This is a genomic window from Roseococcus suduntuyensis, from assembly GCF_014196305.1.
Taxonomy (GTDB): Bacteria; Pseudomonadota; Alphaproteobacteria; order Acetobacterales; family Acetobacteraceae; genus Roseococcus; species Roseococcus suduntuyensis.
The window spans coordinates 1-17,599 of record NZ_JACIDJ010000005.1 but is presented as its reverse complement, the minus strand read 5'-3'; the positions used below and the strand labels follow the sequence as shown (position 1 = coordinate 17,599).

The following is a 17,599-nucleotide window of genomic DNA, read 5'->3' as shown; positions in this document are numbered from 1 at the left end:
GGGGCGTTCCTCAACAGATTTGCGCGGATCATCCCCCAGGCCGCGCGGCCTGACCAGTTGGCGCGAAGCGCCGTGACCACCATGCCACGCCGGCCCCGGCCAATGAGAGCATGCCGGCCAGCGCGAAGGCCGTGGTGTAGCCACCCATGCCGGTGCTCAGCAGCGCCAGCGCGGTGGGCCCGATCACCGCGCCGGTGAAGGTGAGCGAGAGCACCGCGCCGGAGGCCGCCCCCTGCGCGCCCTCCGGCGCCAGCCGCACCGATTCCGCCACCAGCACGCCGTTCCAGCCGGTCGAGGTCGCGCCCAGCAGCACGAACAACAGCACGATCTTCCAGGTGGCCGCACCCGGCGCCAGCGGCAGCAGCGCGAAGAACAGCGTGGCGAACACGCCGATCAGCACCAGCACGCGCAGCCCGCCCTGCCAGGCATCCGCCAGCACCGCCCAGCCGATGCGCGAAAACGCCCCCACCGCCTGGGACAGCCCCACCATCAGCCCGGCCGAGACCGGGTCCCAACCGAAATCCAGCACCAGCATGGCCACCATGTGCGCGCCCAGCGCGATCTGGACCAGCGCATAGGCACCGCCCGTCACCGCCAGCGCGTGCAGCGCCGGCGCGTCGCGCAGCCGGAAGCGCGCAAGCGCCGCAGACGCCACGCCATGCCCCGCATCCCACCCCGCGCGCAGCGGCTGGATGGCCAACGCCAGCAGCACCAGCACCGCCCCGGCCCCCAGAAGACCCACGCGCCAGCCCGCCGCCTCGGCCACGCGCGGCAGGATGAGGCCCCCCAGCGCGACGCCCAGCGGCACGCCCATCTGCTTCACCGCGAAGACGAGGTTCCGGCGCGAGGCCGGCGCCAGCCGCCCCAGCAATTGCGAGGCGGCGGGGTTGGTCAGCCCATAGGCACCGCCCAGCAGGGCCGAGGCGACGATGGCGATCCAGGGGCTGGCACTGGCCAGCAGCGCCGCGCCACAGCCCGCGCAGACCAATGCGAGCTGCGTGGTGCGCAGCGGCCCCACCCGCCGCAGCACCGCACCGCCCCGCCCCGCGCCGAGGTCAGCGCCGCGAAGACGTAGACCAGCCCCACCTGGTAGCCGATCACCGCCACCCCCACCCCGAAATCCGGCGCGGCCTGGGCCACCAGCACGGGCAGCGCGAAGACCGCCAGCGTGGCGAGCGACTGCGCGAGGCCCGTGACGGCCAGCGCCGCGCCAAGGCCAGCCGGCCGGCGGGAGTGGGAATGGCTCATGCGGCCAGTTGGAGAGAGGCGGGCATCAGCCCCGTAACCTCGCATGCACCCCTGGCGAAAACCAGCCAGCCGGGCCGCATGGACCCGGGAAGGATGCCCCGCATGTCGCGCAGCCGCCTCTTCTGGGCCCTCTCCTGGCTCGCCGCCGGATGGATCGCCTGGGAGTTCTTCTACTATTCCCAGTTCAAGCTGAATGGCGCGGAGGGCTCCATCGAGGGCGTCTTCCTGCCGCTTGCCAACTGGATCGGCGCGCCGGCGCTGGAGCCGCAGCTGCGCTGGGGCGTGGTGCTGCTGGAGATCGTGGCGGCGGCACTGGTGCTGAACCAGCCCACGCGCCTCCTGGGCGGGCTGATGACGGTGGGGCTGATGGGCGGGGCCATCTTCCTGCACGTGCTGGGGCCCATCGGCATAGACCCCTACGGTGATGGCGCGATGCTGTTCAAGGAGGCGCTGTTCACCCTCGCCATGGGCGTCTTCCTGGTGGTGGCGCACCGGAGCGACCTGCCGCGCCTGGTCCCGCGTGGCGCCGCGGCATGAACGCCCTGGCGTCGCCGGCGCGCGATGCGCGGCTCGACGCGCTGCGCGGCTGGCTGCAGGTGACGATCTTCATCTCGCACATCTCCGGCAGCGTGGCGGCCGCCTGGATGATCCACCCTGCCTGGGGCCTGTCGGACAGTTCCGAACAGTTCGTCTTCCTCTCGGGCTTCGGCCTGGGCTCGGTCTTTCTCTGGAAGCAGGCACGGCACGGCTTCGCCCAGGCCTGCCGTGACCTGGCCACCCGCATGGCACGGCTGTGGCGCATGCACATGCTGGTCTTCATCAGCTTCGGGCTGATGGTGGCGCTGGCCTCCACCCGCTTCGATGTCGAGGTCTGGCCGCACGCCATCAAACGCCCGTGGGAGGCGCTGCTGGGCGGCGCGGTGCTGCTCTGCCAACCGCCCTTCATGGGCATCCTGCCGGTCTTCCTGATGGCGATGGCGGTGCTGCCGGTCTTCTCCTGGCTGGCGGCGCGGCATGGCGCGCGGGCGCTCTGGCTGCCGGCCGCGATGTATGTGGCGGCGCAGTTCCTTCCGGCCGACTGGCCGGGGCTGGGCGGCACCACGCTGGCCTTCAGCCCGCCCGCCTGGGTCGCGCTGTTCCTGCTGGGCGCCTGGTTCGGGCGCCAGGCCCTGCGGCATGGGCGGGCCGTCCGCTTCCACCCGGCACTGCTGGCCGCGGCGCTCGCCATCCTGGGGCTGGGGCTGTGGATGCGGGTGACGGACAGATTGCCGCTCGTCCTCACCGGCAAGGAACAGCTGGCCCCGCTGCGGCTGCTGCATGCGGTGGCCCTCGCCTGGCTGGTGGCCGCCCTGGTGCCGATCGGCGTGGGCTGGGCGCGGGGGCGGTTGGGCCGCGTGCTCGGCGCCATCGGGCGGCAGAGCCTGCCGGTGTTCAGCCTGGGCCTCTTCCTGTCCTACCTGGCCAGCCTCGCCCTGGCCGAAATGCCTGGCGCGCAACCCTGGCTGGAGCCCCTGCTGCTGGCCAGCGGCACCCTGGTGCTGGCGGGCTTCGCCGCGCGGCTGGACCGCCGCGCCAGGCCCGCCGCCGCCCCATCCGCGACGGTGGCGGGGCGCTGAGCGCGGCTTGGCGGCAGGTGGGCATCGGGCGCACACTCGGGGCCAAGACATCCGGAGGGCGCCATGCACATCACTCCCATCGGCCGCGCGCCAATCGGCCCCGAGGCGGTGCCGGATTCGGCCGGCACCAACCTCTGGCGGGCAGACCCGGCCTTCGCGCGGCTGCTGCCGCTCTATCTGCCCGCCGATCTGCGCGCGGTGCTGGAGCCGCGCCTGGACCAGCTGGGCGCCCTGGCCGGCGGCGCGCTGGACGGGCTCTCCGCCACCGCCGACCGCAACCCGCCCGAGCTGCACCACCGCAGCCGGCGCGGCGAGGACGCGCAGCACATCGAATACCACCCCGCCTATCGCGAGATGGAGCGCCTGGCCTTCGGCGAATTCGGCCTGGCCGCGATGAGCCACCGCGCGGGCGTGTTCGGCTGGGCCACGCCCCTGCCGCCGGCCGCCAAATACGCGCTCACCTTCCTGTTCGCCCAGGCGGAATTCGGGCTGCTCTGCCCGCTCTCCATGACCGACAGCCTGGCGCGCACGCTGCGCCGCTACGGCCAGCCGGAGCTGGTGGAACGCTATCTGCCGCTGCTGACCAGCCAGGACATGGACGCGCTGCACCAGGGTGCCATGTTCATGACCGAGCAGGGCGCGGGCAGCGACATCGCCAACACCGCCGTCACGGCCGCCCCGCGCAATGACGGCACCCACGCGCTGCATGGCGACAAGTGGTTCTGCTCCAACCCCGATGCGGAGCTCGCCCTGGTGCTGGCGCGAATCGAGGGCGGGCCGCCCGGCCTGAAGGGCGTGGGCCTGTTTCTCCTGCCGCGCACCCTGCCCGACGGCACGCCCAACAGCCTTCGCATCGTGCGGCTGAAGGACAAGCTCGGCACGCGCAGCATGGCGAGTGGCGAGGTGCGGATGGAGGGCGCGCGCGCCTGGCTCATCGGCGACCCCGAGGCCGGCTTCAAGCAGATGGCCGACATGGTGAACAACTCCCGCCTGTCGAACGGGGTGCGGGCCGCGGGCATGATGCGCCGCGCGGTGGCCGAGGCGCTGCATGTCGCCCGCAACCGCCAGGCCTTCGGCCGGCGCCTCGTCGAGATGCCGCTGATGCGCAGGCAGCTGGCGAAGATGCTCATGCGCGCGGAGCAGGCCCGCACCATGGTCTTCCAGACCGCCGAGGCCCTGCGCCGCAGCGATGCCGGCGAGGAGGCGGCGCGACCCCTCCTCCGCATCCTGACCCCCCTGCTGAAATACCGCGCCTGCCGCGACGCGCGCGCCGTGACCGGCGATGCGATGGAGGTGCGCGGCGGCTGCGGCTACATCGAGGAATGGCCCGAGGCCAAGCTGCTGCGCGATGCGCATCTCGGCAGCATCTGGGAGGGCACGAGCAACATCGTCGCACTCGATGTGCTGCGGGCCGCCAAGCGCGAGGGGTCGCTGGAGGCCCTCTCCGCCCATGTGGCCGCGCTGCTGGCCGAGGCGCCGCTGGACGGCGCGGCGCAGGCCTGGGCGCGTGCGGTGGCGCTGGCCGAACGCGCGGGCGGGGACGAGGCGCTGGCCCGGGCGGCGGCGGGTGCGCTCTATCACCTCACCAGCGCGGCCGCGATGAATTGGGAGGCCGCGCGCACCAGCGATGCCAACCGCGCCGCACTTGCCGCCATGGTGCTGCGCCACCGCGTGCTGCCGCGCGACCCGCTTTCGCCGGAGGACCCGGACGCGGCGCTTCTTCCGAGCCTGCTGGACGCGGCATAGACCGCGCGTTGACAGTCGTCGCGTGCCGCCCATAGGCTTCCACCCATGAACGGGCTCCGCCTCCGCACCGCGAACCGACGCCGTTGCTGCTTCCCAGCGGCGGCTTTCGTGGCTGCGTGCAGACAAGCCCCTCCCCGGTGAGCGCCGCGCCCTAGCGGCCCACCCCCGAGGCGGCACCGGCCCGCATCTCGAAACCCCCGCAGCCCCTGGCTTCGGGGGTTTTTCTTTGCCCATTTCCAGCAGCAGGACAGCACCATGACCCTTCGCGTCGGCATTGTCGGCATCAGCGGCTTCGGCGGCGGCGAGGCCCTGCGCCTCATCGCCGGCCACCCGGCCTTCGAACTCACCTACGCGGCGGGCGAAGGCAGCGCCGGCAGCCGCCTCGGCGACCGCTTTCCGGGCGCACCCGCCAGGCTGGCCGGGATGGTGATCGAGACATGGGACCCCGACGCCCTACCCAGCCTCGACCTGCTCTTCGCCTCGCTGCCCACGGGCCGTTCGGCCGCGGCGCTGGCGCGCATCCCAGGCGAGGTGAAGATCGTGGACATCGGCGGCGATCACCGCGACGCCGAAGGCTGGGCCTATGGCCTGGCCGATGTCTGGCCCGACAGGATCAAGGGCCAGACCCGTGTCGCGAACCCCGGCTGCTTCCCGGCGGCGGCGCTGACCGCGCTGGCGCCGCTGCTGGCCAACAGCCTAGTCGCGCCCGGCAACATCGTGATCGACGCCAAGACCGGCATCTCGGGCGCCGGCCGGGGCGGCGGCGGCGGCGGCTTCGGCTATGCCGAAAGCAACGAGAACCTGGTGCCCTACGGCCTGCTCCAGCACGTCCACATGCCCGAAATGGCGCGGACGATCGAGCAACTGAGCGACGGCAGCGCGGCCGGGCTGGTGTTCACGCCACATCTGGTGCCGATGACCCGGGGCATCCTCGCCACCATCTATTGCCGTGGCCGCGCCACCACGCAGGATTGCCTGGAGGCGGCGCGGCGCTTCTATGCCGGGCGCCCCTTCATCCGCGTGACCGACAAGCCGCCACAGACCAAATGGGCCACCGGTTCCAACCTCGCCTTCGTCAGCTACGCGGCCGACCCGACGCGCGAACTGGTCATGGCGATGGGCGTGGTGGACAATCTGGGCAAGGGGGCGGCCGGCCAGGCGGTGCAGAACGCGAACCTGATCTGCGGGCTGCCCGAGACCTTGGGACTGGAGGGCATGCCCGTCTGGCCGTGAGGGCCGTCAGGTCACCAAGGCCAGGACCAGCGCCAGGGCCCAGAACACCAGGGGCACATAGAGCGCGCGCTCGGCATGCCACAGCAGCCGCTCCCGCAGCACGGCCGCGATCTGCGCCTTGGTGCCGGGTTCGGAGAGATAGGCCAGCGGCGGGTTCGCGCTGCGAAGCAACCCGTAGATCTCGGTGTCGCGCACATCGCGCCGCGGCGCCCGCCAGGCCGCGACGAAGAGGGCCATCGCCACCAGGGTGGAGGCCGCCCCACCGACCCGCAGGGCCAGCACCGGGTCGAACATCAGGGAGCCCACCACCAGCACGATGGCCAGCGTCGCGAAGGCGCAGGCACGCCGGATGGACAGGTCCACGAGCGGTCTGAGGCGCGTCATACTGATCCATATTGCCATCATGGCCCTTCCCGTCCAAGCGGAACCCTCCCCCTGTCCGAAGGCATCTTGCGGCCCATATCCTTTCCATCCAGGAAAGACAGGGATCGCTTCCATGCGTGCAGAACGTCGCACCCTCTTCGCCGGCTCGGCGGCCTTCGCCACGGCGCTGGCGCTGCCCGCCGCGGCCCAGGCGCCCGCCGCCGCCCCGGCCGCCGCCCAGCAGGCCCCGGGCTTCTACCGCTTCAAGCTGGGCGGCTTCACCGTCACCACCGTGCATGACGGGTTCTTCCGCCGCCCCGTCGAGGGCTTCGTCCGCAACGCCCCCACCGCCGATGTCCAGGCCCTGCTGGCCGAACAGGGGATGCCGCAGGACACGCTGACCGTCCCCTTCACCATCACCTTCGTGGAAACCCCGCGCGGCCTCATCGTCTTCGACGCCGGCACGGGCGCGCAGATGGCCCCCACGGCCGGCATGCTGGCCGCCAACATGCGCGCGGCAGGGCTGGATGCGGCACGCGTCAATGCCGTCGTGGTCAGCCATTTCCATGGCGACCACATCACGGGCCTGACCACCGCGCAGAACGAGGTGGTCTTCCCCAATGCCGAGATCATCGTGCCCGCCGCCGAATGGGCCTTCTGGACCGATGAGGGCAATGCCGCCCGCGCGCCGGAGGGCCAGCGCGGCACCTTCGCCAACACCACCCGCCGCTTCGCCCCCTACCGCGCCCGCATCCGCCAGGTGGAGGACGGGGCGGAGGTGCTGCCCGGCATCCGCGCCGTCGCGGCGCATGGCCATACGCCGGGACACACGCTCTATCACGTGGCCGATGGCGACGCGCAGATGATGTACCTGGCCGACATCACGAACAGGCCCGAGGTGAACGCCCGCCGCCCGGACTGGCAGATCGTCTTCGACATGGATGGCGACGCCGCCGCCGCCGCCCGCCGCCGCATCATGGACCGCGTGTCGAGCGAACGGATGCGCGTCACCGGCTATCATTTCCCCTTCCCTTCCAATGGCATGATGGTGCGCGACGGGCAGGGCTACCGTTTCGCGCCGGCGGATTGGTCGGGGGTGGTGTAATCCCGCGCCGCAACATGGCATGTTCACGCCGAAGCGGGCCGCGCCCATCCAGGGCGCGGCGCCACGCAGGGTGAGGACACCATGTCGGAACGGATTTTCGAGGATCGGCGCGCGGCCCTGGAAGAGGCCTTCTTCGCACGCCACAACGAGGCCCTGCTGCGCCAGCTGCGCGAGGCCGACCCGGCGCAGAGCACCCATGCGGCGCTCGCCGCGGCCTCCGGCATCAATGACGCCGCGGTGCTGGACCGGCTGACGGGCCTGGGCATCGGTGCCCAGACCTTCGCCGCCTTCGCCCTGGCGCCGCTGGTGATGGTGGCCTGGGCCGATGGCACCCTTTCCTCGGAGGAGCGCAGCGCGGTCCTCTCCGGCGCGCACAAGGCGGGGCTGAAGGCCGGCGATGTCGGGCACAAGCTGCTGGAACAATGGCTGGCCCAGCCGCCGGGCGCCGAGCTGCTGGCCGCCTGGAAGGCCTATGCCCATGCCCTGGTGGCGGACATGCCGCTCGAGCAGCGCCACGCCCTGCGCGACGTGGTGCTGGGCCAGGCCGAGGCGGTGGCCGACGCGGCCGGTGGCTTCCTGGGCCTGGGCAACCGCGTCTCGGCCGTGGAGCGCAAGCTGCTGGGCGAACTGGCGGCGGTGTTCGAGGGCTAGAGCGATATCCGACCGGATGGAATCATCCGGTCGGATTTCTTGCTCTAGAAAACTTGGCTTCTAGAGCAGCGTCTGATCGCCTTTGGCGAATCGCCAAAGGCATGAATCGGCCGCTCGGCAGCTCCCGGTTCAGCCGGGAGCCAAATGCTCCTTCAGGCGCGGCATCAGTTCCACCAGGTTGCACGGGCGATGCCGCGCATCGAGCTGCCAGACCAGGATATCATCCCAGGCATCCTTCACCGCCCCGGTGCTGCCCGGCAGGGCAAACAGGTAGGTACCCCCCGCCACGCCGCCGATGGCGCGCGACTGCATCGTGGAGGTGCCGATCTTCTGGTAGCTCAGCATCCGGAACAATTCGCCGAAGCCCGTGATCTCCTTCTCCAGGACACGGGCGAAGGCCTCGGGCGTCACGTCGCGGCCGGTGATGCCGGTGCCGCCCGTGGTGATGACGCAATCCACCTGCGGGTCCGCGATCCAGTCGCGCAGCTTCCCGGCGATGAGGTCGGCCTCGTCGCGCAGCAGGGCGCGGTCCACGAGCTTGTGGCCCGATGCCTCGATCCGCATGGCTAGCGTGTCGCCCGAGCGGTCGGAGGCGAGGTCCCGCGTGTCGGAGACCGTCAGGATGGCGATGTTCACCGGCACGAAGGTGCCGTTCGGATCAATGGGCATGGGCCCTAGTTGGCGAGGCGCGGCCGCTCGCGCAACATCGCCGTGACCTCGTCGGTGCCGGAGAAGCGGGGGAACTCCCCGGCCGCCAGCGCGTCCAGGCTGGGCGTGGGCAGGTCGAGCCGGCTCGCGTAGATCCAGGAGAAGGTCAGCACACGGCGGACGAAGGCACGGGTCTCGGCCATGGGGATGCTCTCGATGAAGAGCATGGGGTCCTCCGCATGGGCGATGGAGTTCAGCCACCGCGACAGGTTCCCCGGCCCCGCATTATAGGCCGCCAGCAGCCGGATCAGGTCGCCGCCCACCGCCTGCTGCCGCGCCAGATAGTGCAGGTAGCGTTGCCCGATCTCCAGCGAGAAGGCCGGGTCATGCAGCCGGCGTGCCCCCGCTCCCCGGCGCAGCGAGGGGTCGCTCGCCACATAGCTGGCGGTGGCGGGCATGATCTGCAGCAGCCCCCGCGCCCCGGCGCGCGAGACCGCGTTCGGGTTGAAGCGGCTTTCCTGCAGGGCCAGCGCGTAGAGCAGCGAGGGGTCGAGGCGGAAGCCGGAGGGCGGCATCAGGGTGGGCAGCGGGTAGCGCGCGGAATCCCGCGCGAGGCTGCCCTCGCTCGGCAGATCCTCGGCGGCCAGCGAGGCCAGTTCGGTGAAGCCCGCGCGCTGGCTTACGGCCAGGATGCCTTGCAGCATGCGGGGATTGTTGCGGGCGCGGCGATGCAGCAGGCGCAATTCCGCCTCCGCGCGCTCATGCTGGCCGATCTGCAACAAAGCCAGCGCCCGCCATCCGCCCGCCGTCTCGGCGATGGCCGCGGCGAGCAGGGCCGCGGTGCCGCCATCCTCCACATCGCGCTCCCAGGCCAGGCCGGGCGGCAGGCCCAGCGCGCGGCGGGCGATCATGCCATGGAAGGTGCGCGTCTCCTGCGCGGCCAGCAGCATCCAGGGGGCGTATTGGGCCGGGCGGCGGGCGCGGACGGCGGCGCGGGCGGCCCAATAGGCGGATGAGGCGCGCAGGGCGGACGCGGCGCGGTCGGAGCGGGCGGCGCGCTCGAAATAGGCGAAGGCGGCGGCGTAGTCCCCACCCGCCCAGGCCGAGAGCCCCGCCTGGTGGGCGGCCGCGGGGTTGGCGCCGTCGAGGCCCAACGCCTCCTCCGACAGGCGCCGCGCCTCGGCATGGTCGCCCTGGCGGAAGACGACCTGCGCGATCTCGGCGCGAAGCTGGGCGCCATAAGCCTGGCCAATGCCGGCGGCGGAGGTGACGGCGCGCAGCGCGAGGTCCGGCCGGCCCTCGGCCAGGCGGCCCTGCACGGCGCGGTCCAGCGCGGCGCGGCGGACCAGGGCCGCGCTCGGGCGCTGATCTTCCGGAATTTCGGTGGGCGCGGCCTCGCCCGCCTCGGCGGGCGGCGGCGGCGCGGCGGCGCCCCTGGGCAGGCGCGCAATCAGGGTGGCATGGATCGCCGGCGCATCGGGCAAATCGGCGTGTTCGAGCAACCAGGCGTGCAGAACCGATGCCGAGGGCGCGCCCCCGGGGCGCAGCAGCCGCTTGGCCAGCAGGTGCCCGTGCAGGCGCCGATCGGCGACGCGGTCGGCCTCGCGCTGGGCGGCGGCGCTGTCGCCGCGGGCCTGCGCCTCGAAGGCACGGCGCAGCCGGGCAGCATCCGCCGTGGAGAGCGGCTGCGGCAGCGAGGACGCCTCCATAGAGGCCGCGACCCGCACGCGAGAGGGGGTATCTTGTGGTGCGGCCCGTTCCGCGAATGCCCCGCAGGGCATTGTCACGACCATGGCCATGACGGCGGAAGCGGCCATGGCGCAACGGGCCAGAGGGCTCATCGCGCTCATGGCCCGGCAGGGTTAGCAACCCGTTCTCCGGCTTGGCAAGCGATATTCCTGAAGAAAAGCCGAAGACGGGAAGATTCAACCAGCGGCTGTGGTGAAGTTAATCCCGACCCTGACCATTCGCCACATTCTCGCCATCTTCTATGCTGCGTCGCAACAACAGCAGATCGGCCCAGGCATCTCGCTTGGCCAGCGGGTTACGCAAAATATAAGCAGGATGTAGTGTCGGCAGCGCAGGAATGACTTGCCCGTCAAATAACGATACTTGGTGCCACCGACCGCGCAGCCGGGTGATGCCCTCGCGCTGGCGCAGCAGTCCCTTGGCCGCCACACCCCCCGCCAGCACCAGGAAACGCGGCCGGGCCAGGGCCACATGGCGCAGCACGAAGGGCAGGAAGAGGTTCAGCTCCGCATCCGTCGGCGTGCGATTTCCGGGCGGGCGGTAGGGCAGGATGTTGGTGATGTAGAGGCTTGCCTCACGCCCCAGCCCGATGGAGGCGAACATCCGGTCCAGCAGCCGGCCCGAGGCACCGACGAAGGGGCGGCCCAGCCGGTCCTCCTCGGCGCCAGGCGCCTCGCCCACCACCATCACAGGTGCGCCCACCACGCCGTCGGCGAAGACCATGTTGGTGGCTGTCTCGCGCAGCGGGCTGCCGGTGAAGCGGGCCATGGCCTCGCGCAGCGCGTCCAGGCTGTCGGCGCCGGCGGCGAGGGAAGCGGCCTCCTCCTGCACCGGGGCGGCGGGCGGAGGCGCGGCAAGGGGCGCTGATGGTGGTCGCGCGGGCGGGGCTGGTGGCGGGGTCGGCCGCGCGGCGGCGCGGTCCAGCGCCATGGGCATGATCGCCTCATCCGCCCCCATGGCGACCTGCCAGGCCAGTGCCGCGATCAGGGCTTGGCGTTCCGCCTCCATCGGCCACTTCTAGCGTCTGATCGGCTTCCGTGAAACCGCCGCCCGCGCTACCAGACCCGGGCTTTTTTGCAGCGCCGGGCGGAGGAAGGCCCCGTTCGGGCGTTGTGCGAGGGAAGAATTGCGCCGGTCCCGCCTGGGGCCGGCCTCAGTGGGGAAAGGTGCCGGACATGGATGAGCAGCGCGAAAGCATGGAGTTCGACGTCCTGATCGTGGGCGCGGGGCCCGCGGGCCTGGCCGCCGCGATCCGGCTGAAGCAGCTCAATCCCGATGCCGCCGTCTGCGTGGTGGAGAAGGGCGGCGAGGTCGGCGCGCACATCCTGAGCGGCGCCGTGCTGGAACCCCGCGCGCTGGATGAACTCATCCCCGACTGGCGCGACGACCCGCCGGCGCTGGCGACGCCCGCCGGCGAGGACCGCTTCATGCTGCTGACCGAGAAGCGCGCCTTCAAGCTGCCCACGCCGCCGCAGATGAACAACCACGGCAACTACATCGTCAGCCTGGGTAATGTCGCGCGCTGGCTGGGTGCCAAGGCCGAGGCGCTGGGTGTCGAGATCTACCCGGGCTTCGCGGCGTCCGAGACCATCATCGAGGACGGTCAGGTGCGCGGCGTCGTGGCCGGCGTCATGGGCATCCAGAAGAATGGCGAGAAGGGCCCGGACTACCAGCCCGGCATGGAGTTGCGCGCCACCTACACGCTGTTCGGCGAGGGCTGCCGCGGCAGCCTGACCAAGCGCCTCTTCGAGACCTTCAACCTCCGCGCCGACTGCCAGCCGCAGACCTATGCGCTCGGCATGAAGGAGCTTTGGGAAATCCCGAAGGAGAAGCACACCCCCGGCCTCATCTGGCACAGCACGGGCTGGCCGCTGAAGTCGGACACCTATGGCGGTTCCTGGCTCTACATGCTGGGGGACAACCTGGTCTCGATCGGCTTCGTGGTGGGGCTGGACTACCCGAACCCCTGGCTCTCGCCCTTCGAGGAGTTCCAGCGCTTCAAGACCCACCCCGAGGTGCGGAAGATGCTGGAGGGCGGCAAGCGCATCTCCTATGGCGCGCGCGCGCTGAACGAGGGCGGGTTCCAGGCCATCCCGAAGCTGGTCTTCCCCGGCGGCGCCCTGATCGGCGACGGCGCGGGCTTCCTGAACGTGCCCAAGATCAAGGGCACGCACACCGCCATGAAGTCCGGCATGGTGGCGGCCGAGGCGCTGGCGGAGGCGCTGGCGCAGGAGGCGCGGCCGCCGGTGCTGGACGCCTATCCCGAGAAGCTGGCGCAGTCCTGGGTGTGGACGGAGCTGAAGGGTGTGCGGAACATCCGCAACGGCTTCGCCAAGTTCGGCTTCTGGGGCGGCATGGCGAATGCGGCGCTGGACACCTACCTGTTCCGCGGCAAGGCGCCCTGGACCATGAAGCACCACCAGGACCATGAGTCGCTCAAGAAGGCCGCCGACGCCCCGCGCATCGCCTATCCCAAGCCCGATGGCGTGCTGACCTTCGACCGCCTCTCCTCCGTGTTCCTCTCCAACACCAACCACGAGGAAAACCAGCCCGCCCATCTGGTGCTGAAGGACCCCGGCAAGTGGCTGGGCGAGAACTGGGAGAAGTTCGCGAGCCCCGAAAGCCGCTACTGCCCCGCCGGCGTCTATGAGGCGGTGGGCGTGGAGGAGGGCAAGCCCGCGCTGGTGATCAACGCGCAGAACTGCGTGCATTGCAAAACCTGCGACATCAAGGACCCCACCCAGAACATCGACTGGCGCACGCCCGAGGGCGGCGGCGGGCCGAACTATCCGGGCGGCATGTGAGACGGGCACGGGGGGCGCTGTGACAATCCGTCACTTCGCAACCCCGCATCCCCGACGCACAAGCTTCTGCATGTGCCCGGTGATTCGCCGCCGGGCCCGCCGGAAGGACATCACATGACCAACTCCCTCACCCGCTACGCGCCGCATGTGTTGAGCGTGCTGCGCGTCGTCACCGCCTTCATCTTCCTGCTGCACGGCACGCAGAAGCTGCTCGGCATTCCCGCGGCCACACGCATGCCGGACTTCCTCTCGATGCTGTGGGTGGCGGGCGCGCTGGAGATCGTGGGCGGCGTGCTGCTCATCATCGGGCTCTTCACGCGGCCTACCGCCTTCGTCCTGTCGGGGCTGATGGCCTTCGCCTATTTCATCGCCCATGCGCCGCGCAGCATCTTCCCCACGCTGAACGGCGGTGACGCGGCCATCCTCTACTGCTTCGTCTTCCTCTACCTGGTTTTCGCGGGCCCTGGGCCGTGGAGCCTGGACGCGCGGCGCCGCTGATGCCGCTGCTCTCGCTGCTGCGCCAGGGCATGGTGCTGTCGCTGGGCTGGATCGTGGCGGCGACGCTCGTGCTGCGCCACCACGGCTTCCTCTGGGCGCTGCTGCTGGTCGTGATCTGGGCGGCGCTGATCGTGCGCTTCCAGCGCAGCACGGTGGCGCATGCCCGCGCCATCGCGGAGGAGCGCCAGCGGCGAGAGAAGGCCAAGTGAACCTCATCGAGGCCGCGCAGGCGCTGGACCGGCTGGGCTTCATGCCCAGCAAGTCCGGCAACCTGTCGCTCCGCACGGCCCGGGGGTTCATCATCACGCCCTCGGGCCTGCCCTACGAGGCGCTGACCGAGGGCGAACTGGTGGAGCTCGACGTTACCGGCGCGGTGATCGGCGGCCAGCGCCGGCCCTCTTCCGAATGGCGGCTGCACCAGGCCATCTACACCGCGCGTCCCGACGCCATGGCGGTGGTCCACACCCACAGCCCGCGCGCTACCGCATTGTCCTGCGCGCGGCGCGACATCCCGCCCTTCCACTACATGATCGCGCTGGCCGGGGGCGACGACATCCGCTGCGCGCGCTACGCCACCTTCGGCACGCCGGAACTGGCCGAGACCGCGATCGAGGCGCTGGAGGGCCGCCGCGCCTGCCTGCTCGCCAATCATGGCGTGGTGGCCATCGGCCAGGACATCCGCGCCGCCACCACCCTCGCGCGCGAGGTGGAGAACCTGGCCGGGCAATACCTCGACATGCTGGCCGCGCGCCTCGAACCGGCGCTGCTCACGCCCGCCGAAATGGAGGCGGTGCGCGACCAGTTCGAGGGCTATGGCCAGCGTCTGCGCCTCCCTTTGGCCCCCTCGCCGCAGGCAATCTCCCGCCCCGGTTGAGTGCCCGTCGGCGCTTGATGCAAGCCGGCAACACTGTGGCAATTCGGTGTGAATTTCGGCGCGTCACCATGGCGCGGGTCCATGCTGCGCTGCTACATTACATGCATGGCTCACCGCCGCCCTGGCCCCCCTCAGAACCGTCGCCTCCCGCCCGCCGCATGGCTCGCCACGGGCCTGCTCGCGGCTGGGCTGCTGGCGGGCTGCGGCGCGCTTCCGGGCGGCACGGTGGACCGCAGCGCGCGCATTGGCGTCGTCAGCACGGCGCCACCGCCCGGGGCCAGCGCCTTCGGCCGCTTCCTGGTCGGGCGCTTGGCCGCCGAGGAGCAGGATGACGGCATCGCGGCCGACGCGCTGCTGCTGACGCTCCAGGCCGAGCCCGAGCAGCGCGACGTTCTGCAACTCGCCTTCCAGGCGGCGCTGATGGATGGGCGGCCCGATGCGCTGCGCCTGGCGCGGCGCCTGCCGGACAACCTCTCGGCGCAACTCGTGCTCTTTGGTTCCGAGATCGTGGGCGCGCGCTGGGACCGGGCCGAGGCCCGTGTCCGCGCCCTGCCCCGCCCCGGCGCGGTGCAGAGCCTGCAGCCCGTCCTCACCGCCTGGGCCCTGGCGGGGCGCGGCCAGACCGATGCCGCGCTGGCGCTGCTGCGCCCGCTGGCCGATGGCGGGCGGCTGCGCGCGCTGAACGCGCTGCATGCGGCGCTGATCGCCGACATCGCGAACCGCCCCCGCGACGCCGAGCGCTTCCTGCGCATCGCCATGGCGGACCAGCCCGACCCCACCCTGCGGATGAGCCTGCTGGCCGCGGGCATTCTCAACCGCGCGGGTCGGACGACGGAGGCCCAGCGCCTGCTCGACGGGCTGGCCGCCTCGCACGAGGACATGGCCCTGGCCGCGCAGGGCGCCGCCCGCGCCCAGGTGCTGGGCAGCCGCGCCATCGCGAGCCCGGCCGATGGCGTGGCGGAAGCCTATGTGGCGCTGGGCGCCGCCCTGCGCGGCCATGGGCTGGAGGAACTCTCGGGCACGCTGGCGCGCCTGGCGTTGCGGCTGCGGCCGAGCTTCGGCCCGGCGCTGATGCTGCTGGCCGACACGCTCTCGGAGGCCGAACGCCACGAAGCCGCGCTGACCGTGCTGGAACGTGTCGCCGCCAGTGACCCCCTGCATGGCCCGGCCCAGCTGCGCCGCGCCCTCCTGCTGGACCGCCTGGAACGCCTGCCCGAGGCGGAGCGCCTGCTGGCGGACCTCGCGGCGGCCCATCCCGCCCAGCCCCAGCCGCTGCTGCATCTGGGCGACATCCTGCGCCGGCGCGGCCGCTTCGCCGAGGCGGTGCGGGCATACGACGCGGCACTCGCCCGCCTGCCCGAAGTGCGGGAACAGGATTGGCAGATCTTCTACGCCCGCGGCATCTCGCGGGAGCGCGCGGGTGATTGGCCCGGCGCGGAGCAGGACCTGCTGCGCGCGCTCAGCCTCTCGCCCGACCAGCCCTATGTGCTGAACTACCTGGGCTTCAGCTGGGCCGACAAGGGCATCAACCTCGACCGTGCGCGGGAGATGCTGGAACGCGCCCTGGCCCTGCGCCCCGAGGACGGCAACATAGTGGACAGCCTGGGCTGGGCGATGTTCCGCATGGGCGACTACCCGGCGGCCATCCTCTGGCTGGAGCGCGCGGTGGAGCTGGAACCGCGCAACGCCACCATCAACGACCATCTGGGCGATGCCTACTGGATGGCCGGACGCCAGAACGAGGCCCGCTTCCAATGGAGCCGGGCGCTCGCCATGGAGCCAGGCCCGGTGGAGGCCGCGCGCCTCACCACCAAGCTCGCCCAGGGGCTGGCCATGCCCTCCCTGCCCCGCGCCGCCAGCCGCTGACCCGCCCCATGACGCTGGAAGAGGCCGCGCCGGCCAAGGTGAACCTGTTCCTGCACGTCACCGGGCGGCGGGCGGATGGCTACCACCTGCTGGACAGCCTGGCGGTGTTCGGCCCGGCGGCCGATCTGCTGACGGCCACGCCCGCCGAGGGGCTGAGCCTCGCCCTGGAAGGCCCCTTCGGCGCCGCGCTCCAGGCGGAGCCCGACAACCTCGTGCTGCGCGCCGCCCGCGCCCTGGCCGCCGCCGCCGGCGTGGCGCCACGCGCCGCGCTGACCTTGCGCAAGCATCTGCCCGTGGCCTCGGGCATCGGCGGTGGTTCGGCCGATGCGGCGGCCGCGTTGCGCCTGCTGAACCGGATGTGGGGTGCGGGGCTGGATGACGCCGCGCTGCGGGCGCTGGCCGCGCCACTGGGGGCGGATGTGCCGGTCTGCGTGGCCTCCTCCCCCGCGCGGATGCAGGGGGTGGGCGAGCTTGTCTCGCCCGGGCCGCGCCTGCCCCCCTGTGGACTGCTGCTGGTGAACCCGGGCGTGCCACTGGCCACCCCCGCCGTCTTCCGTGCCCGCGCGCCAGGCTTCTCGGCCGAGGCCCGCCTTCCCGCCGCCTGGCCCGACGCCGCCGCCATGGCCGCCGACCTCGCGCATCTCACCAATGACCTGGAGGCGCCCGCCCGCGCCCTCTGCCCCGAAGTGGGCGAGGTGCTGGCGGCGCTGACCGCCCTGCCCGGCGCCCTGCTCGCGCGCATGAGCGGGTCCGGCGCCACCTGCTTCGCCCTGTTCGCCACCCCCGCCGAGGCGCATGCGGCGGAGGGCCTTCTTCCCGCCCAGTGGTGGCGCAGCGGCGGGGGGCTTTACGGCAGGGCCGAAGCCTCGCTACACGCTCCCGGCGCCGTTGGGGTGTAGCCAAGTGGTAAGGCAGCGGTTTTTGGTACCGCCATTCCTAGGTTCGAATCCTAGCACCCCAACCAGCTGACTTCGGAACATGCCGCGTTCACGCAGCCCGCTCCCGCCATCGCCGAGAGCGGGCTCCGGCGGTTCCTCCTCAACGCATCCCGGCCCGGAGCAGCTTCATCCGACCGGATGATTCCATCCGGTCGGATGTTGCTCTAGGCTCCAAACCCAATCAGTTCTAGCTCCGACGCGGCGTTGTGTGATTCAAGCTTTGTGTTGAGCGGAGCATGATCATGGCGGGCGAGTTCTGG

At 71.7% G+C, this 17,599-nt stretch carries 17 protein-coding genes and 1 tRNA gene; 13 read left to right on the top strand and 5 right to left on the bottom strand.

The features are described from left to right. Window positions 1-28 precede the first annotated feature (28 nt). The gene (locus GGQ83_RS13795) at window positions 29-1,030 is read right to left on the bottom strand and encodes an MFS transporter (protein ID WP_184384994.1); all 1,002 of its coding nucleotides are present in this window, start codon (window positions 1,028-1,030) and stop codon (window positions 29-31) included. A gap of 320 nt (window positions 1,031-1,350) precedes the next feature. On the opposite strand from GGQ83_RS13795, the gene GGQ83_RS13790 reads away from it, so the two are divergent. The 4 genes from GGQ83_RS13790 (at window position 1,351) to argC (ending at window position 5,843) form a co-directional block, all read left to right on the top strand. Then, the gene (locus tag GGQ83_RS13790) at window positions 1,351-1,785 is read left to right on the top strand and encodes a hypothetical protein (protein WP_184384992.1); all 435 of its coding nucleotides are present in this window, start codon (window positions 1,351-1,353) and stop codon (window positions 1,783-1,785) included. Further along, window positions 1,782-2,864, top strand: a complete 1,083-nt coding sequence (opgC, locus tag GGQ83_RS13785) for an OpgC domain-containing protein (RefSeq protein WP_184384990.1) — start codon at window positions 1,782-1,784, stop codon at window positions 2,862-2,864. Before GGQ83_RS13790 ends, opgC begins: the two co-directional genes overlap by 4 nt. 63 nt (window positions 2,865-2,927) lie before the next feature. After that, window positions 2,928-4,610: an acyl-CoA dehydrogenase family protein gene (locus GGQ83_RS13780; RefSeq protein ID WP_184384988.1), complete on the top strand. Its 1,683-nt coding sequence runs from the start codon at window positions 2,928-2,930 to the stop codon at window positions 4,608-4,610. A 255-nt stretch (window positions 4,611-4,865) separates the two neighbouring features. After that, complete coding sequence (gene argC, locus GGQ83_RS13775; protein ID WP_184384986.1) at window positions 4,866-5,843, top strand: N-acetyl-gamma-glutamyl-phosphate reductase; 978 nt, start codon at window positions 4,866-4,868, stop codon at window positions 5,841-5,843. A gap of 6 nt (window positions 5,844-5,849) precedes the next feature. On the opposite strand, the gene GGQ83_RS13770 is transcribed toward argC, so the two are convergent. Then, the gene (locus GGQ83_RS13770) at window positions 5,850-6,227 is read right to left on the bottom strand and encodes a hypothetical protein (protein ID WP_184384984.1); all 378 of its coding nucleotides are present in this window, start codon (window positions 6,225-6,227) and stop codon (window positions 5,850-5,852) included. Window positions 6,228-6,339: 112 nt separating this feature from the next. Between GGQ83_RS13770 and GGQ83_RS13765 the strand changes: the two genes are divergently transcribed. Both GGQ83_RS13765 and GGQ83_RS13760 read left to right on the top strand, forming a co-directional pair. Continuing rightward, window positions 6,340-7,311, top strand: a complete 972-nt coding sequence (locus GGQ83_RS13765) for an MBL fold metallo-hydrolase (RefSeq protein WP_184384982.1) — start codon at window positions 6,340-6,342, stop codon at window positions 7,309-7,311. An 81-nt stretch (window positions 7,312-7,392) separates the two neighbouring features. Continuing rightward, the gene (locus GGQ83_RS13760) at window positions 7,393-7,962 is read left to right on the top strand and encodes a hypothetical protein (RefSeq protein ID WP_184384980.1); all 570 of its coding nucleotides are present in this window, start codon (window positions 7,393-7,395) and stop codon (window positions 7,960-7,962) included. Window positions 7,963-8,091: 129 nt separating this feature from the next. Here GGQ83_RS13760 and moaB read toward each other — a convergent pair whose 3' ends face one another. The 3 genes from moaB to GGQ83_RS13745 form a co-directional block, all read right to left on the bottom strand. Continuing rightward, complete coding sequence (gene moaB, locus GGQ83_RS13755; RefSeq protein WP_184384977.1) at window positions 8,092-8,631, bottom strand: molybdenum cofactor biosynthesis protein B; 540 nt, start codon at window positions 8,629-8,631, stop codon at window positions 8,092-8,094. 5 nt (window positions 8,632-8,636) lie between these two features. Next, window positions 8,637-10,319, bottom strand: coding sequence for a lytic transglycosylase domain-containing protein (locus tag GGQ83_RS13750; protein ID WP_184384975.1), 1,683 nt, complete (start codon window positions 10,317-10,319; stop codon window positions 8,637-8,639). A 238-nt stretch (window positions 10,320-10,557) separates the two neighbouring features. Then, window positions 10,558-11,367, bottom strand: a complete 810-nt coding sequence (locus GGQ83_RS13745) for a uracil-DNA glycosylase (protein ID WP_184384973.1) — start codon at window positions 11,365-11,367, stop codon at window positions 10,558-10,560. A gap of 167 nt (window positions 11,368-11,534) precedes the next feature. On the opposite strand from GGQ83_RS13745, the gene GGQ83_RS13740 reads away from it, so the two are divergent. The 7 genes from GGQ83_RS13740 to GGQ83_RS13710 all read left to right on the top strand — a co-directional run bounded on the left by GGQ83_RS13740 (window position 11,535) and on the right by GGQ83_RS13710 (window position 17,365). Continuing rightward, window positions 11,535-13,163 carry an electron transfer flavoprotein-ubiquinone oxidoreductase gene (locus GGQ83_RS13740; RefSeq protein WP_184384971.1) on the top strand — a complete coding sequence of 543 codons (1,629 nt, stop codon included), beginning with the start codon at window positions 11,535-11,537 and terminating at the stop codon, window positions 13,161-13,163. 114 nt (window positions 13,164-13,277) lie between these two features. Continuing rightward, window positions 13,278-13,661 (top strand): DoxX family protein, encoded by a 384-nt coding sequence (locus GGQ83_RS13735; RefSeq protein ID WP_184384969.1) that lies wholly within the window; start codon window positions 13,278-13,280, stop codon window positions 13,659-13,661. Next, on the top strand, window positions 13,661-13,870 hold the full coding sequence (locus GGQ83_RS13730) for a hypothetical protein (RefSeq protein WP_184384967.1): 210 nt from the start codon (window positions 13,661-13,663) through the stop codon (window positions 13,868-13,870). Before GGQ83_RS13735 ends, GGQ83_RS13730 begins: the two co-directional genes overlap by 1 nt. Continuing rightward, window positions 13,867-14,535 (top strand): class II aldolase/adducin family protein, encoded by a 669-nt coding sequence (locus GGQ83_RS13725; RefSeq protein ID WP_311728186.1) that lies wholly within the window; start codon window positions 13,867-13,869, stop codon window positions 14,533-14,535. Before GGQ83_RS13730 ends, GGQ83_RS13725 begins: the two co-directional genes overlap by 4 nt. Before the next feature lie 105 nt (window positions 14,536-14,640). Beyond that, window positions 14,641-16,401 (top strand): tetratricopeptide repeat protein, encoded by a 1,761-nt coding sequence (locus tag GGQ83_RS13720; RefSeq protein ID WP_184384965.1) that lies wholly within the window; start codon window positions 14,641-14,643, stop codon window positions 16,399-16,401. 8 nt (window positions 16,402-16,409) lie between these two features. Beyond that, entirely contained in the window at window positions 16,410-17,300 is an 891-nt protein-coding gene (locus tag GGQ83_RS13715) for a 4-(cytidine 5'-diphospho)-2-C-methyl-D-erythritol kinase (protein ID WP_184384963.1), read from the top strand. Beyond that, window positions 17,291-17,365: transfer RNA gene (locus GGQ83_RS13710), tRNA-Gln, on the top strand. The genes GGQ83_RS13715 and GGQ83_RS13710 overlap by 10 nt, the downstream gene beginning before the upstream one ends. Window positions 17,366-17,599: the final 234 nt, after the last annotated feature.

Excerpts from the sequence above, each read along its gene's own strand:
- GGQ83_RS13790 (WP_184384992.1), top strand. The coding sequence starts at position 1,351 with ATGTCGCGCAGCCGCCTCTTCTGGGCCCTCTCCTGGCTCGCCGCCGGA.
- opgC (WP_184384990.1), top strand. The coding sequence starts at position 1,782 with ATGAACGCCCTGGCGTCGCCGGCGCGCGATGCGCGGCTCGACGCGCTG.
- GGQ83_RS13780 (WP_184384988.1), top strand. The coding sequence starts at position 2,928 with ATGCACATCACTCCCATCGGCCGCGCGCCAATCGGCCCCGAGGCGGTG.
- argC (WP_184384986.1), top strand. The coding sequence starts at position 4,866 with ATGACCCTTCGCGTCGGCATTGTCGGCATCAGCGGCTTCGGCGGCGGC.
- GGQ83_RS13770 (WP_184384984.1), bottom strand. The coding sequence starts at position 6,227 with ATGACGCGCCTCAGACCGCTCGTGGACCTGTCCATCCGGCGTGCCTGC.
- GGQ83_RS13765 (WP_184384982.1), top strand. The coding sequence starts at position 6,340 with ATGCGTGCAGAACGTCGCACCCTCTTCGCCGGCTCGGCGGCCTTCGCC.
- GGQ83_RS13760 (WP_184384980.1), top strand. The coding sequence starts at position 7,393 with ATGTCGGAACGGATTTTCGAGGATCGGCGCGCGGCCCTGGAAGAGGCC.
- moaB (WP_184384977.1), bottom strand. The coding sequence starts at position 8,631 with ATGCCCATTGATCCGAACGGCACCTTCGTGCCGGTGAACATCGCCATC.
- GGQ83_RS13750 (WP_184384975.1), bottom strand. The coding sequence starts at position 10,319 with ATGGAGGCGTCCTCGCTGCCGCAGCCGCTCTCCACGGCGGATGCTGCC.
- GGQ83_RS13745 (WP_184384973.1), bottom strand. The coding sequence starts at position 11,367 with ATGGAGGCGGAACGCCAAGCCCTGATCGCGGCACTGGCCTGGCAGGTC.
- GGQ83_RS13740 (WP_184384971.1), top strand. The coding sequence starts at position 11,535 with ATGGATGAGCAGCGCGAAAGCATGGAGTTCGACGTCCTGATCGTGGGC.
- GGQ83_RS13735 (WP_184384969.1), top strand. The coding sequence starts at position 13,278 with ATGACCAACTCCCTCACCCGCTACGCGCCGCATGTGTTGAGCGTGCTG.
- GGQ83_RS13730 (WP_184384967.1), top strand. The coding sequence starts at position 13,661 with ATGCCGCTGCTCTCGCTGCTGCGCCAGGGCATGGTGCTGTCGCTGGGC.
- GGQ83_RS13720 (WP_184384965.1), top strand. The coding sequence starts at position 14,641 with ATGGCTCACCGCCGCCCTGGCCCCCCTCAGAACCGTCGCCTCCCGCCC.
- GGQ83_RS13715 (WP_184384963.1), top strand. The coding sequence starts at position 16,410 with ATGACGCTGGAAGAGGCCGCGCCGGCCAAGGTGAACCTGTTCCTGCAC.